18 protein-coding genes and 1 pseudogene are annotated in these 16,240 nt (G+C 63.7%); 12 read left to right on the top strand and 7 right to left on the bottom strand.

Going from position 1 to position 16,240, the window contains the following annotated elements; all coding sequences use genetic code 11:
- Positions 1–531 (top strand): annotated as a pseudogene (locus ASD63_RS36415) (TOBE-like domain-containing protein); the annotation flags it as partial.
- A 1-nt stretch (position 532) separates the two neighbouring features.
- A partial coding sequence (locus ASD63_RS35815) for a TOBE-like domain-containing protein (RefSeq protein WP_210174264.1) occupies positions 533–814 on the top strand: 282 nt, incomplete at its 5' end.
- Here the strand turns inward: ASD63_RS35815 and ASD63_RS31050 are convergent.
- A complete protein-coding gene (locus ASD63_RS31050) occupies positions 811–1,140 on the bottom strand; it encodes a YciI family protein (protein WP_060530361.1) in 330 nt (109 codons plus the stop codon). The genes ASD63_RS35815 and ASD63_RS31050 overlap by 4 nt on opposite strands.
- A gap of 151 nt (positions 1,141–1,291) precedes the next feature.
- Here ASD63_RS31050 and ASD63_RS31045 point away from each other — a divergent pair, with 151 nt between their 5' ends.
- The 4 genes from ASD63_RS31045 to chrA all read left to right on the top strand — a co-directional run bounded on the left by ASD63_RS31045 (position 1,292) and on the right by chrA (position 5,024).
- Entirely contained in the window at positions 1,292–1,558 is a 267-nt protein-coding gene (locus ASD63_RS31045) for a hypothetical protein (protein ID WP_060530360.1), read from the top strand.
- Positions 1,559–1,748: 190 nt separating this feature from the next.
- Positions 1,749–2,507, top strand: coding sequence for an alpha/beta hydrolase (locus ASD63_RS31040; protein WP_060530359.1), 759 nt, complete (start codon positions 1,749–1,751; stop codon positions 2,505–2,507).
- A gap of 287 nt (positions 2,508–2,794) precedes the next feature.
- Entirely contained in the window at positions 2,795–3,616 is an 822-nt protein-coding gene (locus tag ASD63_RS31035) for a sulfurtransferase/chromate resistance protein (RefSeq protein WP_060530358.1), read from the top strand.
- A gap of 1 nt (position 3,617) precedes the next feature.
- A complete protein-coding gene (gene chrA, locus ASD63_RS31030) occupies positions 3,618–5,024 on the top strand; it encodes a chromate efflux transporter (RefSeq protein ID WP_060530357.1) in 1,407 nt (468 codons plus the stop codon).
- Positions 5,025–5,039: 15 nt separating this feature from the next.
- Here chrA and ASD63_RS31025 read toward each other — a convergent pair whose 3' ends face one another.
- The gene (locus tag ASD63_RS31025) at positions 5,040–5,234 is read right to left on the bottom strand and encodes a hypothetical protein (protein ID WP_060518114.1); all 195 of its coding nucleotides are present in this window, start codon (positions 5,232–5,234) and stop codon (positions 5,040–5,042) included.
- Positions 5,235–5,471: 237 nt separating this feature from the next.
- Here ASD63_RS31025 and ASD63_RS31020 point away from each other — a divergent pair, with 237 nt between their 5' ends.
- The 6 genes from ASD63_RS31020 to ASD63_RS30995 all read left to right on the top strand — a co-directional run bounded on the left by ASD63_RS31020 (position 5,472) and on the right by ASD63_RS30995 (position 11,004).
- Entirely contained in the window at positions 5,472–6,500 is a 1,029-nt protein-coding gene (locus ASD63_RS31020) for a nitronate monooxygenase (protein ID WP_060530356.1), read from the top strand.
- A gap of 107 nt (positions 6,501–6,607) precedes the next feature.
- A complete protein-coding gene (locus ASD63_RS31015) occupies positions 6,608–7,540 on the top strand; it encodes a LysR family transcriptional regulator (RefSeq protein WP_060530355.1) in 933 nt (310 codons plus the stop codon).
- Between the two features lie 142 nt (positions 7,541–7,682).
- Positions 7,683–8,396, top strand: a complete 714-nt coding sequence (locus ASD63_RS31010) for an SDR family oxidoreductase (RefSeq protein ID WP_060530354.1) — start codon at positions 7,683–7,685, stop codon at positions 8,394–8,396.
- Positions 8,397–8,460: 64 nt separating this feature from the next.
- Positions 8,461–8,700: a 4-oxalocrotonate tautomerase family protein gene (locus ASD63_RS31005; RefSeq protein ID WP_060530353.1), complete on the top strand. Its 240-nt coding sequence runs from the start codon at positions 8,461–8,463 to the stop codon at positions 8,698–8,700.
- A 238-nt stretch (positions 8,701–8,938) separates the two neighbouring features.
- Positions 8,939–9,679 carry a response regulator gene (locus ASD63_RS31000; RefSeq protein ID WP_034799675.1) on the top strand — a complete coding sequence of 247 codons (741 nt, stop codon included), beginning with the start codon at positions 8,939–8,941 and terminating at the stop codon, positions 9,677–9,679.
- The gene (locus ASD63_RS30995) at positions 9,676–11,004 is read left to right on the top strand and encodes a HAMP domain-containing sensor histidine kinase (RefSeq protein WP_060530352.1); all 1,329 of its coding nucleotides are present in this window, start codon (positions 9,676–9,678) and stop codon (positions 11,002–11,004) included. The genes ASD63_RS31000 and ASD63_RS30995 overlap by 4 nt, the downstream gene beginning before the upstream one ends.
- A 186-nt stretch (positions 11,005–11,190) precedes the next feature.
- Here the strand turns inward: ASD63_RS30995 and ASD63_RS30990 are convergent, their stop codons facing one another.
- From ASD63_RS30990 to ASD63_RS30970, 5 genes are all read right to left on the bottom strand, one after another.
- A complete protein-coding gene (locus ASD63_RS30990) occupies positions 11,191–11,607 on the bottom strand; it encodes an organic hydroperoxide resistance protein (RefSeq protein ID WP_060530351.1) in 417 nt (138 codons plus the stop codon).
- 307 nt (positions 11,608–11,914) lie between these two features.
- The gene (locus ASD63_RS30985; protein WP_034799669.1) at positions 11,915–12,967 is read right to left on the bottom strand and encodes an alpha/beta hydrolase; all 1,053 of its coding nucleotides are present in this window, start codon (positions 12,965–12,967) and stop codon (positions 11,915–11,917) included.
- A gap of 154 nt (positions 12,968–13,121) precedes the next feature.
- The gene (locus tag ASD63_RS30980) at positions 13,122–14,063 is read right to left on the bottom strand and encodes a GlxA family transcriptional regulator (protein WP_034799667.1); all 942 of its coding nucleotides are present in this window, start codon (positions 14,061–14,063) and stop codon (positions 13,122–13,124) included.
- 88 nt (positions 14,064–14,151) lie between these two features.
- Positions 14,152–14,790: a VOC family protein gene (locus ASD63_RS30975; protein ID WP_060530350.1), complete on the bottom strand. Its 639-nt coding sequence runs from the start codon at positions 14,788–14,790 to the stop codon at positions 14,152–14,154.
- A gap of 53 nt (positions 14,791–14,843) precedes the next feature.
- Positions 14,844–16,187, bottom strand: a complete 1,344-nt coding sequence (locus ASD63_RS30970) for an epoxide hydrolase family protein (RefSeq protein ID WP_060530349.1) — start codon at positions 16,185–16,187, stop codon at positions 14,844–14,846.
- Positions 16,188–16,240 lie beyond the last annotated feature (53 nt).

Below are 16,240 nucleotides of genomic sequence, written 5' to 3'. Positions count from 1 at the left end.
ACAGGTCCGGAAAGAACTGCGCAAGTGGCTGCGCGACATTCACGACCGCACCGGCCACACGACGATCTTCGTCACCCATGACCAGGACGAGGCGCTGGAGCTCGCCGACCGCGTCGTCGTCATGAGCAAGGGYGTGATCGAACAGGTCGGCACCCCCGACGAGATCTACGACCATCCGGTCTCGCCCTTCGTCTACGGCTTCATCGGCCAGTCGAACTGCCTCAATGTTACGCTGCAGAACGGCGAGATCTGGTTCGAGGATCGGCCGATCGGGCTGCGYGCSCCGTCCGAGCCCGACGGCCCGGCGAAACTGCACTTCCGCCCGCACGACATCGAGCTGATCGACGGCTGCGGCGGTTGCCTTGCCGGCCTCGTTGCCGCCAGCCGCCGCGTYGCCGGCACCCGCCATCTCGAACTTGACCTTGGCCGCAACCATCCGCATGTCGAGATCGAACTCTCGCCCGAACGCGCCGCTGCCGGCGACCACAGCCGCATCGCCTTCCGACCGACAAAGTGGAAGATCTTCAGGGANCTTGCCGGCCTCGTTGCCGCCAGCCGCCGCGTCGCCGGCACCCGCCATCTCGAACTCGACCTTGGCCGCAACCATCCGCATGTCGAGATCGAACTCTCGCCCGAACGCGCCGCTGCCGGCGACCACAGCCGCATCGCCTTCCGACCGACAAAGTGGAAGATCTTCAGGGAAGGTCGACCGGAGATGAAGATCGCTCCGGCCGGAGCCACGGAATCCCAGCGCCAGACGGCCGATGAGGCGGAATCCGTGCTCGCCGCTCAGGTCTCCTGGGCGACTCCCTAAGGAAGTTCAAGCGGCCAGACTTCGACCACGCCCTGAGCAACGGCGCAGGGTGTCTGCGAAACCAGGGCGATGGCTTCGTCGAGATCGGCCGCTTCGATCACCGCGAAACCGGCCACCGGCAACGGGGATGACAGGAACGGACCATTCTTGGTTTCGACCCGCGCCGCATCCGCATTGCGCACCTGCACGGGCGCGCCGGCAATCCCCATCAACACGCCATCGGCCTGAAGTCGCGCGTCATGCGCATGCGCCGCATCGCGCACCACCGCCGCCGTGCGATCGTAGCCGGCGCGATCGCCGTATCCGATGGTGATGAATTTCGGCATGAACCTCTTCCTTCAAGTTGCTCGATGAGAAACGCGTCTAGCTCTGACGGGCTAATTGACAGCCCGGCCTTCAGGCCGTTCCTTTGAAGGAACGCGGATGCGCCGGGAAAGTTGCGACGCCGGTGCACCGCGTCAAAAGAGGGAGGATCCGATGCCAACCATCATCGCCCATCACAACATTACCAAAGGCGCCGATCACTGGCTGAAATCGCCGAGACGCAAGGAACTCTTCGGCGCGCTCGGCATCACCAACATCCGGACCTTCGTCGATCCAAAGGACCCGACGCGCGTGGCCGTCATGATGGATGTTCCCGATATCGGCGCCCTCTCGCAGGCGATGCAAAGCCAGGCTGCGGCGGACGCCATGGCCTATGACGGGGTTGTGCCTTCGTCGCTTGTGATCCTGGTTGAATCGTAGCGCGCCTTCGCGCGGCGTGCCTCTGTACCTTGCCATGTAGGGTGAAAGACCGCGCTTCGGCCTCTCGCCATGGCGTCGAGATTGAGCCGCTACAATGCGGTACATATTGCGGCGAAGACCAACACATCCGGGATACCTCGCCTGAACAGATTGCGATCGTTGCCTCACGAACAGAAGAAGGAACGATCGCATGAGCCACCGCATCCTCCCGACCATCGCGCTTGCCTTGGCGACAAGCGTCGTCGCCTTCGCAGCGCAAGCAGCCGAGATCAAGAACATCGTCATCGTCCACGGCGCTTTCGCAGACGGTTCCGGCTGGAGAGAAGCCTCCGAAATCCTCGGGCGCCGCGGCTTCAACGTGACCGTCGTCCAGGAGCCGCTGACGTCGCTCGGCGCGGACATCCAGGCGACGAACCGCATCCTCGATCTCCAGGACGGCCCGACCCTGCTCGTCGGCCACAGCTATGGCGGCATGGTCATCACCGAGGCCGGACACCATAGCAAGGTCGAAGGCCTGGTCTATGTGGCCGCCTTTCAGCCCGACAAGGGCGAAAACCTTGCAACGCTCGCCGGATCGAAACCTGCGGCCGCCATGAGCGTGCGCGAAACCCCGGACGGCAAGTATCTCTATCTCGACCCAAAGGCGTTTCCGGCCGACTTCGCCGCCGATTTGCCTGCGGCGGAGGCGGCCTTTGCGGCGAAATCGCAGGTCCTTGCCGCCAAGGAGGTCTTCGCCGCCAAGGTCGGCGACCCCGCCTGGCGCACCAAGAAAAGCTGGTCGATCGTCGCGACCGATGACCGCGCCATCAACCCGGACCTGGAGAGAAGCATGGCCAAGCGCGCCGGCAGCCAGGTGACCGAAATCAAGGCCAGCCACGCTGTCTTTGCGTCGCAACCGGAGAAGGTTGCGGGCGTCATCGAGGCCGCAGCCAACGAGGCCGGCAAATAGCCCGAATGCCGTCCTCCGCGACCTGAGTGTGACCTTCGGCACTCAGGTCGCTTCCTTAACGGTAACCGAGATCTGACGCCAAAGACCTGTAACAATCCTTCGGTAGTTTGCCTCGGATCACGCCTCAGCGCGAAGCGCTTTCGCCATGTCCCGTAAAGTCGCCGCCGAAGCGCGGCTTGACAGCGTGCGGCCAACGGCGGCAAACTTTGCTGATGGGGGTGCGATCACCCCATGAGGCGCCAGCCGAAGCATCGCGTCCATAGAACCGCTCATCCGGAGGACGCGTCATGTCGTCGTATCTCGAAATATCATCCGAAAAACTCGCTCGCCTCATCGGCACGCCGAACTGTCCCGCGCTGATCGACGTTCGCGTCGACGAGGACTTCGACGCCGATCCACGTCTCGTCCCGGGATCCGTCCGGCGCGACTATCGCACTGTGCAGGACTGGACACACGACGTCGACAAAGCGTCGGCGATCGTCATCTGCCAGCAGGGCAAGAAGCTCAGCCACGGCGTTGCCGCCTGGCTGCGCAATGCCGGCATCTCCGCCGATGTGCTCGAAGGCGGGTTCGAGGCGTGGGTCGAAGGCGGCAGCCCCGCCGTGCCGTCTTCGGCTCTACCGGAACGGAACGCCCAAGGGCACACGGTCTGGGTCACCCGGGCGCGGCCGAAGATCGACCGCATCGCCTGCCCCTGGCTGATCCGGCGCTTCGTCGATCCGCATGCCGTTTTCCTTTACGTAGCGCCGTCGGAAGTGGAGATGGTCGGCGAGCGCTTCCGGGCGACACCGTTCGACATCGACGCGTCCGTGCGCTGGAGCCACCGCGGCGAGCGCTGCACCTTCGACGTCATGGTCGAGGAATTCGGGCTTGCCACGGCCCCGTTGCTGCGGCTCGCCACGATCGTGCGTGCTGCCGATACCGCCCGCCTGGAACTCGCGCCGGAGGCATCGGGCCTGCTTGCCGCCTCGCTCGGGCTCTCGCGCATGTATGCGGACGATCTGGAACAACTGGACGCCGGCATGCTGCTCTACGACGCCTTCTATCGCTGGTGCCGGGATGCTACCAACGAGACCCACAACTGGCCCTCGGCCAAGAAGGACGCCTGAGATGACCGACATTGCGGACAAGGCCGCGCCGGGACCGGCGCGGCAACGGGAAAGCCACGGCATCTCCTTCGGCGAAGCGGTCCGGGTCTGGGCGCGGATTGCGGCGCTGAGCTTCGGCGGGCCGGCTGGACAGATCGCCGTCATGCACCGCATCCTGGTCGATGAAAAGCGCTGGATCGGCGAACACCGTTTCCTGCACGCGCTCAACTACTGCATGCTTCTGCCGGGACCCGAGGCGCAACAGCTTGCCGTCTATATCGGCTGGCTCCTGCATCGCACCGCCGGCGGCCTTGTCGCCGGCATCCTCTTCGTGCTTCCGGGGTTCCTCGCGATCCTGGGCCTGAGCTACATCTACGCCGCCTTCGGCAATGTCACGGTCGTCGAGGGCCTTTTCTTCGGTCTGAAGGCCGCGGTGCTCGCGGTCGTCGTTCAGGCCGTCTTCCGCATCGGCGGGCGAGCACTGAAGAACAAGGTGATGATCGGCATTGCCGCAGCCGCCTTCATCGCCATCTTCGTTTTCCGGGTCCCCTTCCCGCTCATCATTCTTGCAGCCGGGGTGCTTGGCTACATCGGTGCACGTTCCGGCTCGGATTTCTTTCGCATCGGCGGAGGCCACAAGGCCGGCACGGGTCCGGTACTCAAGGACGAAGACTCCGCGCTCGGCGACGAAATTCCCGCGCATGCGCGCCCGAACCTCGCCTGGTCGCTGCGGATCTCGGCGATCCTGCTTGCCCTGTGGCTGGTGCCGCTGGCGTTGCTCGTCGCCATTCTCGGCACGGGCAACGTCTTCAGCCAGATTTGCCTCTTCTTCAGCCAGATGGCGGTGGTCACCTTCGGTGGCGCCTATGCCGTACTTGCCTATGTCGCCCAGGAAGCGGTGCAGCACTACGGCTGGCTGAAGCCGGGCGAGATGCTCGACGGGCTCGGCATGGCCGAGACGACGCCTGGGCCGCTGATCATGGTCGTCCAGTTCGTCGGCTTCATGGGTGCCTATCGGGATCCCGGCACGCTTTCGCCCATGGCGGCCGCGACCCTCGGAGCGATGCTGACGACCTGGGTCACCTTCGTTCCCTGCTTTCTCTGGATCTTCCTGGGCGCGCCCTTCATCGAGCGGCTGCGCAACAACGTCGCGCTGACCGGCGCCATGTCGGCGATCACCGCCGCTGTCGTCGGGGTCATCCTCAACCTTGCGGTCTGGTTTGGCCTGCACACGCTGTTTGCCGAAGTCGCCCCCTGGACGCTCGGGCCGTTGGCGCTCGATATTCCGGTCCTAGGGTCGCTGGTATTGCCGTCGCTGCTGCTGACGCTCGCGGCCGGCGTGGCGATCTTCCGCTTCAATGTGTCGGTCATAACCACGCTGCTTGCCTGCGCGCTCGCCGGCATGGCCTGGACGCTGGCAACGAACTGAGGGCGGAGCCGGCGCTCAGTCGTCGTAGACAGATTGCGGCAGGTGAAATCCCTCCGGCAATTGCGATCCGTATTGGCGCTCTTCCGGTGGCGGCGGCGGAGGCTCGCGGTGCTTTATTGCGCGAGCCGCAAGCACGGCCTTCAGCTGCACGGGCCGGTAGTGTTCGACAAGGCTCGGAAGTGTCTCTTGCTTGTCCGTCTGTCGCGACATCGCGGGCTCCTTGGAAAGGTCTCTCGCCACCGAGCGACAGTGCCAGTCAACCGACTGTGTTGCAACAGTTGCCGCGCGATCGACGGTCCCGAGGGGGCCATCGCCTCCGCCATACCAGCCGCGAGCGACCCACAAGATATTCGGGTAAACTGTGGCGCCTGCCCTTGCGTCCGTAACCGCTCACCCTACCTCTGCAGCGCTGCCAGATGGCAGGCAACACGCAGCGAGGACACGACTATGCAGGGCACCCTTTCGAAACTCGGCCTGAGACATCCCCTGATCGTCGCGCCGATGGCCGGAGGTCCTTCGTCGCCGGCGCTCGTGGCAGCCTCTTCCGCCGCCGGCGCGCTCGGCTCGATCGGCGCGGCCTATTCGAGCCCGCTGGCGATCGCAGAGTTCGCCCAGGCCGTGCGTGCCCGGACAGATTGTCCCTTCGCCATAAACCTCTTCATCCAGCATCCGCAACCGAAGATCGACGCCGCGGCGCTCGAGCGCGCCCGGCGCGCGACGGCGGGATACCGCGTCGAACTCGGCCTGCCCACGCCGGAATTTGCAGCGCCCTACGAAGAGGATTTCGACGCGCAGTTCGAGGCGGTGCTGCGGGCAAAGCCTGCGGCGCTGAGCTTCGTCTTCGGCGTTCTGCCCGCCGAGCACATGCGCGCTGCTCGTGACGCAGGAATGCTGATCATCGGCACGGCAACGACGCCCGAGGAAACCCTGGCACTCGAAGAGAGCGGCGTCGATGCCATCACGCTGCAGGGATACGAGGCCGGCGGGCATCGGGGCATCTTCGACCCGTCCGCGGAAGACAGCGAAATCGGCCTTGAAGACCTGCTCGCCTGGAGCCTGGGAAAGGTCAAGGTACCGCTCATCGCCGCGGGGGGGATCATGACGGGTTCCGACATCCAAGCCGTTCTGACAAAAGGCGCCAGCGCCGTGCAGATGGGTACGGCCTTCCTCGCGACCGCCGAAGCTGGGACGTCGGCCCCCTATCGCGCGGCGCTAGAGGGCACGGAGCGGAAGACGCGAACGACGCGGGTCTTTTCCGGCCGGTTTGCGCGCGGCGTCGAAAACCGTTTCATGAACGAGGTGGATGCCGCCGCCGTAATGCCCTTTCCGGCCCAGAACAAGTTCACGCGTGACATCAGAGCGGCGTCCACGGCGAAGGGGTCGCCAGACTTTCTGTCCTTGTGGTCGGGAACCGGCAAGGGCGAGCTTTGGCAGGGCTCCGCGTCCGATTTGATCGCTCGCCTCTTTCCGGCTTAGCTCAGAAGTTACAGCACTCTCCTATGCAGTGCTGTCGGCCCTTTACTTCCGCCGTCTTGCAGACGAATTCTTGCTTATTGACGTCATCTCTTGCGAAAGTCGGCAGAATGGATCGTATCGATGCGATGAAGGTCTTCGTCACGGCGATTGACGAAGGCAGCCTTGCGGGTGCGGCCCGTCGGCTGAAGCGATCGCCAACGGCCGTCAGCCGCGCGCTGAACCTGCTCGAAGCCCATGTCGGTGTCGAACTGCTGCACCGGACGACCCGCTCGCTGAAACTCAGTGAAGCGGGCCAGCGCTATGCAGCAGCCTGCCGGCGGGTGCTGGTCGATCTCGAAGAGGCCGATATGCTCGCAGGCGGCGAGCGCGCGGCTCCGCGCGGCACGGTAACGATCTCCTCGCCGCCGATCCTCGGCGAAGAGATGCTGCGCCCGATCCTCGACGACTTCCTCAATCTCTACCCGGCGGTTTCGGCCAGGTTGCTGCTGCTCGACCGCTTCGTGAACCTTGTCGACGAAGGCGTCGATATCGCGCTGCGCATAGGGCACCTCGCGGATTCTTCGCTGATCTCAACACGCATCGGCGGCGATATCAGGCGCGTCGTCGTCGCTTCCCCACGCTATCTCGCCAGTCATCCCCGCATCGACGAGCCGGCAGACCTCGCCAAGCACCAGATCGTCGCCTTCACCAATTTCGGCCTTGATTCCTGGGCCTTTACGCCGGCCGAAGGTTCGCTGATCCCGCGCACGGTACAGTTCACGCCGCGCTACATCGTCAACAGCGTGCGCGCAGCGGTCGATTCCGCCGTTGCGGGCACCGGCCTTACCCGGCTCTACTCCTACCATGTCGCGCGCCATATCCACGACGGACAGTTGAAGATCGTGCTGGCCGATGCCGAGCATCCGCCGATGCCGGTTCATCTTCTGGCACCGCAGGGCCGCATGTCGGTTCCCAAAGTTCGCGCCTTCGCGGATTTCGCCTTGCCGCGGCTCAGGACCGAGTTCGCACGCATGGCGATGGAAGCTGGTACGCTTGACTGATTATGCCGAATTTCGGTTGATTGACCGCCTATTATCGTCAATTCTCCCACAGCTCGGATGGGTCTAAATCTGATTGCACCAACGCCGAGGGCGAAGGACGGGCTGGACGAACGCCCGTTGCAATCGAAGAAGGATCACATCCATGAGCAACGAACAGAAGGTCGCCATCATCACCGGTGCATCGCAGGGTATCGGCGCCGCGCTGGTGCAGGCCTACCGCGATCGCAGCTACCGTGTCATCGCCACGTCGCGCTCGATTAGGGAGAGCGCGGACGCTGGCATCCTCGCCGTTGCAGGCGATATCGGAAATCCCGAGACCGCCGAGCGCGTCGTGCGCCAGGGCCTCGAACGGTTCGGCCGCATCGACACCCTGGTCAACAATGCCGGCGTCTTCACCGCCAAGCCGTTCACGGACTTCACCCAGGAAGACTACGAGCTGAACATGAGCGTCAATGTCGCCGGCTTCTTCCATATTACCCAGCACGCCGCCCGCGAGATGCTGAAGCAGGGCTCCGGCCACATCGTCAGCATCACTACCAGCCTCGTCAACCAGCCGATCGCCGGCGTGCCCGCCGCGCTCGCCTCCATCACCAAGGGCGGCCTGAATTCGGTAACCCAGGCGCTCGCGATCGAATTCGCGACTTCAGGAATTCGCGTCAACGCGGTTTCGCCCGGCATCATCAAGACGCCGATGCACGCGCCGGAAACGCATGCGGCGCTTTCGACACTTCACCCGGTCGGACGAATGGGCGAGATCCGCGATATCGTCGACGCCGTTCTCTACCTGGAGGGTGCCGGCTTCGTAACGGGCGAGATCCTGCATGTGGACGGCGGCCAGAACGCCGGACGCTGGTAGGCCCGTAACTCTCCAAACAAACGCGGCACCTTGGGTGCCATCAAGTTCCAGAAAGGAGACGGCAATGCCGATCGTAACAGTTCAGGTGACCCGCGAGGGCACCACGCCGGAGCGTCAAACGGTGACGGCGGAGGAAAAGGCCGAGATCATCAAAGGCGTCAGCCAAGTGCTGCTCGACGTGCTCAACAAGCCGCTGGAATCGACCTATGTGGTCATCGAGGAAGTCGACCTCGACAATTGGGGCTGGGGCGGCCTGCCCACCGCCCAGTATCGCGCGCAGATTGCTGCAAAAGCTAAAGCCTGACGCGATCAGCCACAGTTCCTACGACCCGCCGCTTGACAGCAAGCGGCGGGTTTCCTTTGTGAAATTGTGTCGAAATGTGTCTGCAGGCGCTTGCATTACATTCGCATGCAAGTCTGGATGTTGCGAACACACCGACGACATATCCAGAGCGTCAACCAGACGGAGCAAGTGGCACAGCCCCCTCGCCCAGAAGCGGCGGCACCATGCGAAGACCAAACCGACTTGAGGAGTTTGCTCGATGGAGCATATCGACCATGTGCTGATTGTCGACGACGACCGAGAGATCCGGGAACTCGTGTCGAGCTACCTGAAGAAAAACGGCCTGCGCGCGACCGCGGTCGCCGACGGGCGACAGATGCGCAGCTTCCTCGAAGGCGATACCGTCGATCTGATCGTCCTCGACGTGATGATGCCGGGCGACGACGGGTTGGTGCTCAGCCGCGAGCTGCGCGCCGGCAAGCATAAAGCGATCCCGATCATCATGCTGACCGCCCGCTCGGACGAGATGGATCGCATTCTCGGGCTCGAAATGGGTGCCGATGATTATCTCTCCAAGCCATTCTCCGCGCGCGAACTGCTGGCCCGTATCAAGGCCGTGCTTCGGCGCGCGCGCATGCTGCCGCCCAACCTGCAGATTTCGGAGGCCGGGCAGTTGCTGCGCTTCGGCCGATGGAAGCTCGACACGACGGCGCGGCACCTGATCGATGCTGATGGCACCGTGATCGCGCTGAGCGGAGCGGAGTATCGGCTGCTGAAGGTGTTCATCGACCACCCCCAGCGCGTGCTCAACCGCGACCAGCTGCTCAATCTCACGCAAGGCCGCGAGGCCGATCTCTTCGACCGCTCGATCGACCTGCTCGTCAGCCGGGTCCGCCAGCGACTCGGCGACGACGCCCGCGAGCCGGCCTACATCAAGACGGTGCGCAGCGAAGGCTATGTCTTCTCGGTGCCGATCGAGATCGTGGAGGCGCGCGAATGACCGCGAACGCTGCTGAAAGAGGCTTTCGACTATGGCCGCGCACGCTCAGGGCGCGGCTCTTTGTTATTCTGCTGGCCGGCCTCGCCATCGCACATGTGATGTCGTTCACAGTTCTGTTCTTCGAGCGCTACATGTCAGCCAAGTCTGTCATGTTCAACACGCTCGAAAACGACATAGCGACCTCGATCGCAATCCTCGACCGCCTGCCCGCGGACGAGCGTGCCTCCTGGCTCAATCGCCTCAGCCGCGACAACTACGGCTTCATTCTCGGACCGGGCGTGCCCGGCAACGCGTCGGTCGATCCGGCCACCGCGGAGCTCTCCGCCAACATCCAGCGCGCGACCGGCCCGAAATATCCGGTCACCGTCGAGACGATCCCCGGCGATCGCCGCCACGTGCAGGCGCATCTGACATTGAGCGACGGCTCGCCGCTGACGATCGACGTCTATCCCAAGGGGGTAATGCCGCTCGCCGATTGGCTGCCTTACGTGCTGCTGGCGCAACTCGCGCTTCTGCTTTTCTGCAGCTGGTTTGCCATGCGGCAGGCCGTCCGCCCGCTCGTCAACCTTGCCGCAGCCGCCGACACGCTCGACCCGAACCGCAACACGCCGCGGCTCAGTGAAACCGGCCCGATGGAGGTCGCCTATGCGGCAACCGCTTTCAATGCCATGCGCGACCGCATCGCCCAGTATCTTGAAGAACGTGTCCAGATCCTTGCAGCCATTTCCCACGACCTGCAGACGCCGATCACCCGCATGAAACTGCGCGCGGAGATGGCCGAGGATTTCGCCGATCGCGAGAAGCTGATCCAGGATCTCGGCCAGATCGAAAACCTGGTGAAAGAAGGCGTTGCCTATGCCCGCAGCGCCCACGGCAATGTCGAGAAATCGACGCGCGTCGACCTCGCCTCATTTATTGAAAGCCTCGTCTACGATTATCAGGACACCGGCAAGTCCGTCAGCGCCAGCGATATCGATGGCGGCACGGTCACAACCCGGCCGCAGGCGCTCAGGCGCATTCTCACCAACCTCGTCGACAACGCGCTCAAATTCGCAGGCAGCGCCGAGATCGAGGCACGGCGGCTTGCTGACGATACGGTGGTTATCAGCGTGCTCGACCGCGGGCCGGGCATCCCGGATGATCAACTGGGCGCCGTTTTGAAACCCTTCGTCCGGCTGGAGGATTCCCGCAATCGCGAGACCGGCGGGACCGGACTTGGTCTCGCCATCGCCCAGCAGTTGGCAGTCTCCATCAACGCGTCGCTGACCTTGCGCAATCGTGACGGCGGCGGCCTTTTGGGCGAGCTGGTGATCCGCCCTCAGTAGAGAGGAGTTTCATAAAACGCCGTATAATGCGATATAAAACAATCGAATATTTTATTTTCCTAATGTCACGATTGAGATCAAAAGCTCAAGAAGCCAAGGCTTACCGGGCTCGGCCAGCCCATGGCCGATGCAAAGAGCGGCGACCCTGATGGTCGCCGCTCCGGAGGTGACAAGAGGTAGTGCTGATCAGACGAGATTGATCGTCACGTCAATGTTCCCCCGGGTCGCCTTGGAATAGGGGCAGGTCTGGTGCGCGGCATCGACGAGCCGACGCGCGACGTCGGCGTCGATCCCCGGTAGGCTGACATTCAGCCGTGCCTTCAGGAAGTAGCCGCCGTCGCGATTCAGCAGATCCACTTCGGCATCAACGGCGACGTCGGCGGGAAGCGCGACCTTCGACTGGCCGGCCGCCAGACCGATCGCGCCGATGAAACACGCGGACCAACCGGCGGCAAAAAGTTGCTCCGGGTTCGTCCCCGGACGGGAACTGCCGGGCGTGGAAAGCTTGGTGTCCAGACGTCCATCGTCGCTGCGGGCAGCGCCGTCGCGGCCGCCGGTCGTGTGGGTCTTGCCGGTGTAGAGTATCTTTTCAGCGGCGCTCATGGTGTTTTCCTTTCGACAGGTTTGCCGTCCGGGCCCGATTGCCCTGCGACTGTCGAGACGCATCTAGCGCCCTCAAGATGTATCGGATGTTTCACCGACGCCCGAAAATGTATGGAAACCTGCCCAGGTGCCGGCGCCGATACACGCTGATACGAAGTTCATCCGAAAGTGGCTTGTCGCCCATTGCGCCACACCAGCATGACGCGGCGCCGCATCCGGCGGGCCCTGTCTCCAATCACCGCGCACAAAAAAACGCGGGGCCGGCGAACCGGAGCCCCGCGCCTCCACGCAATCTGCGGGAGAAAAACTAGAAACGATCGACGGCGACAATTGCCTCGGCAAAAGCGAGCGGCGCCTCCTGCGGCAGGTTATGGCCGATGCCGCCGGCAAGCAGCCGATGCTCGTATCTGCCGGAAAAACGCTTGGCGTAGGCGGCGGGATCGGGATGCGGCGCGCCATTGGCGTCGCCCTCAAGCGTGATGGTCGGGACGGTAATGGTAGGGAACTGCGCCAGCCGCTTTTCGAGGTCGTCGTACTGTGCTTCCCCCTCGGCCAGGCTGAGCCGCCAACGGTAGTTGTGGATCGAGATATCGACATGATCGGGGTTTTCAAGCGCCTCGGCACTCCTGTCGAAAGTGGCGTCGTCGAAGTTCCACTTGGGCGAGGCAAGCTTCCAGATCAGCCGGGCGAATTCCTTTCGGTTCTGCTTGTAGCCCTCATAGCCCCGCTCGGTGGCGAAGTAGAACTGGTACCACCAGGCAAGCTCGCCCTGCGGCGAAAGCGGCTTCCTGTTCACCTCCTGGCTGCCGATGAGATAGCCGCTGACGGAGACCAGCGCCTTGCAGCGCTCGGGCCACAGGGCCGCGATGATGTTGGCGGTTCGCGCACCCCAGTCGCAGCCGCCGATGACCGCCTTCTCGATCTTGAGCGCGTCCATCAGGGCAATGATATCCGTTGCGATCACAGCCTGCTGGCCGTTCCTTGGAGTCTCGGCGGACAGGAACCGGGTCGTGCCATAGCCGCGCAGATAGGGAACGATGACGCGATAGCCGGCATTGGCGAGCACCGGCGCCACGTCCACATAGGTGTGAACGTCATAGGGCCAGCCGTGCAGCAGGATCACGGCAGGAGCATCGCTGGCGCCAAGTTCGGCGTAGCCGACGTTGAGCACGCCCGCATCGATCTGCTTGAGGACGGGGAAGGACTTGTTCGTGCCCGGGGCGACGGCGGGTAGGCGCGGCGCCTCACCGGCTCCCGCTTGCGCTCTCACCGCGCCAGCCGATGCGAACTGCGTTGCCGCCAGCGAGAGTGCGATTGCGCCGATGAAACGACGGCGCGGGTGGTTGATTTCGTCCGACATTGACTACCCTCCGGGGAACTGAACTGGCATCACGAATGGAGTGCTGGTGTATCTGGGGCGTGTGCTTGGCGGCGTCCTATTGAAAGCACGTGTAGAAACCGCAGGGGCTGGATACACGGCGATACAATCGCATTTTCAAGGCAGGTTATTGCCGTCAGGCAACGCCTTCGCGCGCATTGCGTCGGATCGTCTGGGGCGGCTGCCCGAGCGTGCGCAGGAAGGCCCGGCGCATGCGGTCGCTATCGGAAAAACCGGTCTGCTCGGCAATCACGTCCATCGAGTGACGCCCCTGCTCCATCAAGAGCCGCGCGGCTTCCACCCGCAGATGCTCGACCGCTTTTGCCGGCGACTGGCCGGTCTCCGAACGGAAGGCGCGACTGAACTGGCGCGCACTTAAGCCCGCGGCGTCCGCGAGTTCGTCTACCGAGAGGACGTTTCGCAGGTTGGCCTTGGCGTAATTGACCGACTTCTGAATGCGGTCCGACTTCGGATCGAGTTCCAGCAGGGCGGAAAACTGCGACTGGCCGCCGGCGCGCCGGTGATAGACGACGAGCTTGCGTGCCACCTGACGGGCGACATCCTCGCCATGGTCCTTCTCGATCATCGCCAGCGCGAGATCAATGCTTGCCGTCATGCCGGCCGAGGTCCACACGCTGCCATCGACGATGAAGATACGATCCTCCTCGACCTTGACCTCGGGAAATCGCTCGCGCAGTTGACGGGCGAACACCCAATGGGTCGTGGCGCGACGACCGTCGAGCAGTCCGGACTCGGCGAGGATGAAGGCGCCTGTGCAAGGGGCTGCCACCCGGCGCGAGACCTCCAAGGCATGGCGCGCGAAGGCGGCGAGTCCCGGCGTTACCGGCTCGATCACGGTGCCCGCGCCGAACATGACGGTGTCATAGACCGCGTCGTCGAAGGCCTTCGTGAGCACGCCGAAGCCGGCGGACGCCTTGATCTCGCCGCCGGCCTCCGACAGCAATTCGATCGCATAGGCTGGTTCGCCAAGCGTCAGGTTGGCGATCTCGAAGGCGGTGACCGCCGCGAACCCCATGAGCTGAAATCCCGGAAAGACGACGTAGCCGATCCTGTGCATCTCACACCACCCCTGTCCGACTCTGTCTGGAATGGCCGCTTATAGCAGATTTACGCCATGGAGGAAACGCGACGGTCATGGCCGGCGCTCATTCGGGAAGCGGCTTGCCCGCATGTTCGGCCACCATGTAGGCCGCATACCAATCCGGCCAGTTATGGTCGTGCTCACCACCGTTGCGCTTCTCGTGCTCGCCATGGGCGGCGGCAGCGCGACGCAGGGCCGCCGCAAGGTCACCGACGGAAGCAAAGTCCGTCACCTCGGTATCCACACGCCCGGGCAGACGTTCGGTCACCTCTTGCAGCAGCCAGCCGTTGCCGTCGGGGTCGCTGAAGGTGGCATAGGAGCGGTAGCTGCGGCGCGCGGGATCGCGTCCGCTGATCGCTGGCTTTCCGGGGCCCTCGCGGTGGAAGATGTCGCTGACCTCGGCGCCCCGTTCGACGAGTTCCGCACGCGCGGCTTCGATATCCGAAACGACCAGATAGAGGCCGCTCGCCGAACCGGGCGTAGCCGAGGTCAGCCCGGTGCCGAAGTGGATCGATGCCGGCGAGCCCGGGGGAGTGAACTGCACAACGCGAAACGCATCGCCGACGGGAAAGTCGGCATCGAGCCGCCAACCGAGGCGACCGTAGAAATTTTTGGCGCGATCGACATCCGCGACCGGAATGACGGCGACCTCGAACTTCAGATCGACCGATGGTGCTCTGTTGTTGCTATCTGCACCTGTCATGACACTTCTCCTTTGTTGCGACGGTGGGGCGCGCTTTCGCACGCCTCTTCCTGTCAGCTCGGTTGACGCAGTGACTTGAATGAAGCCCTCAACTCGTCGACTAGGGCTTGCGGCTGTTCCCAGGCTGCAAAGTGCCCGCCCTTGGCGAGACGATTATAATGGATGAGCTTGGGGAATGCCTTCTCCGCCCAGGATTTTGGTGCCTGATAAAGCTCGTCCGGGAAGGCGCTGACGGCCACCGGGATCTGCACGCCCTTCGGCTGGAAGAAGGCAAGCTTGTTTTCCCAATAGAGCCGTGCCGACGACACGGCGGTATTGGTCAGCCAGTAGAGCGTGACATTGTCGAGCACGTCATCGCGCGTCAGCCCTTCCGGCTTGCCATCGAAGACGCGGGCGATCAACTCGTAGCTGCGGGCATCGTGGTCGAGCATCCAGCTCGCAAGCCCGATCGGCGAATCCTCAATCGCATAAAGCGTTTGCGGACGTTTGCTCATCTCCTGCGCATAGGACAGCCCGTTCCGGTAGAAGAAGTCGAGCTGCTCATAGGCGCGGCGCTCGTCGGCCGAAAGGTTCGCTGGTGCCGGCTGGCCGGCATCGAGGCTCTTCTGGATCTCGTCAGGCACGGTCGCCGGCATGTTGGTGTGGATCCCGAGCAAGCCCGCCGGCTGCTGCAGCGCCATCTGCTCGGTAACAGCGTCGCCCCAGTCGCCACCCTGCGCGACGTAATGGGAATAGCCGAGACGCTGCATCAGCACTGCCCAGGCGCGCGCGATCCGGACAGGGTCCCAGCCGCGCTCCGTCGGTTTGCCGGAGAAGCCGTAGCCGGGAAGCGAGGGGATGACCACGTCGAAAGCATCGGCTTCCGTGCCTCCATGCGCGTTCGGATTGGTCAGGGGATCGATGATCTTCAACTGCTCGATGATCGAGCCCGGCCAGCCGTGGGTGACGATGAGTGGCATCGCGTTCTTATGCTTGGAGCGCACGTGAATGAAGTGGATGTCAACGCCGTCGATGTTGGTCACGAACTGCGGCAGGTCGTTGAGTGTCTTCTCCACGCGGCGCCAATCGTAGTTTGTTGCCCAATAGTCGGCGAGCTTCTGCATGGTGGCAAGCCGCACGCCCTGGGTGCCGTCCGCCACCAGTTCGCGATCCGGCCACTTGGTCGCCGCGATGCGCTGCTTGAGGTCGGCAAGTGCGGCATCACTGGCGTGGAATTGGAAAGGGCGGATGGATTCGTCCGTGGCCGGTTTGGCAGCCGACGCGATTTGGACGTCGCCGCCGGCGGAGACGCCCGCCGCTTGAGCGGCGAGCGGAGGAAGCAGGATCGCGATCGCGCCCGACAATGCCAAGGCGGCCAGTCGGCGGTTTTGGACAATGGGCATGGAACGTCTGAACATCATCATTCTCCTGGTTCGATTGGCGAGGCGAGGAACCGCCTCGAAAGTCCGGG

Source organism: Ensifer sp. Root558 (genome assembly GCF_001427045.1).
Lineage (GTDB): Bacteria > Pseudomonadota > Alphaproteobacteria > Rhizobiales > Rhizobiaceae > Ensifer > Ensifer adhaerens.
The sequence above is the reverse complement of the archived record's forward strand: the minus strand, read 5'-3'. Positions and strand labels throughout refer to the sequence as shown.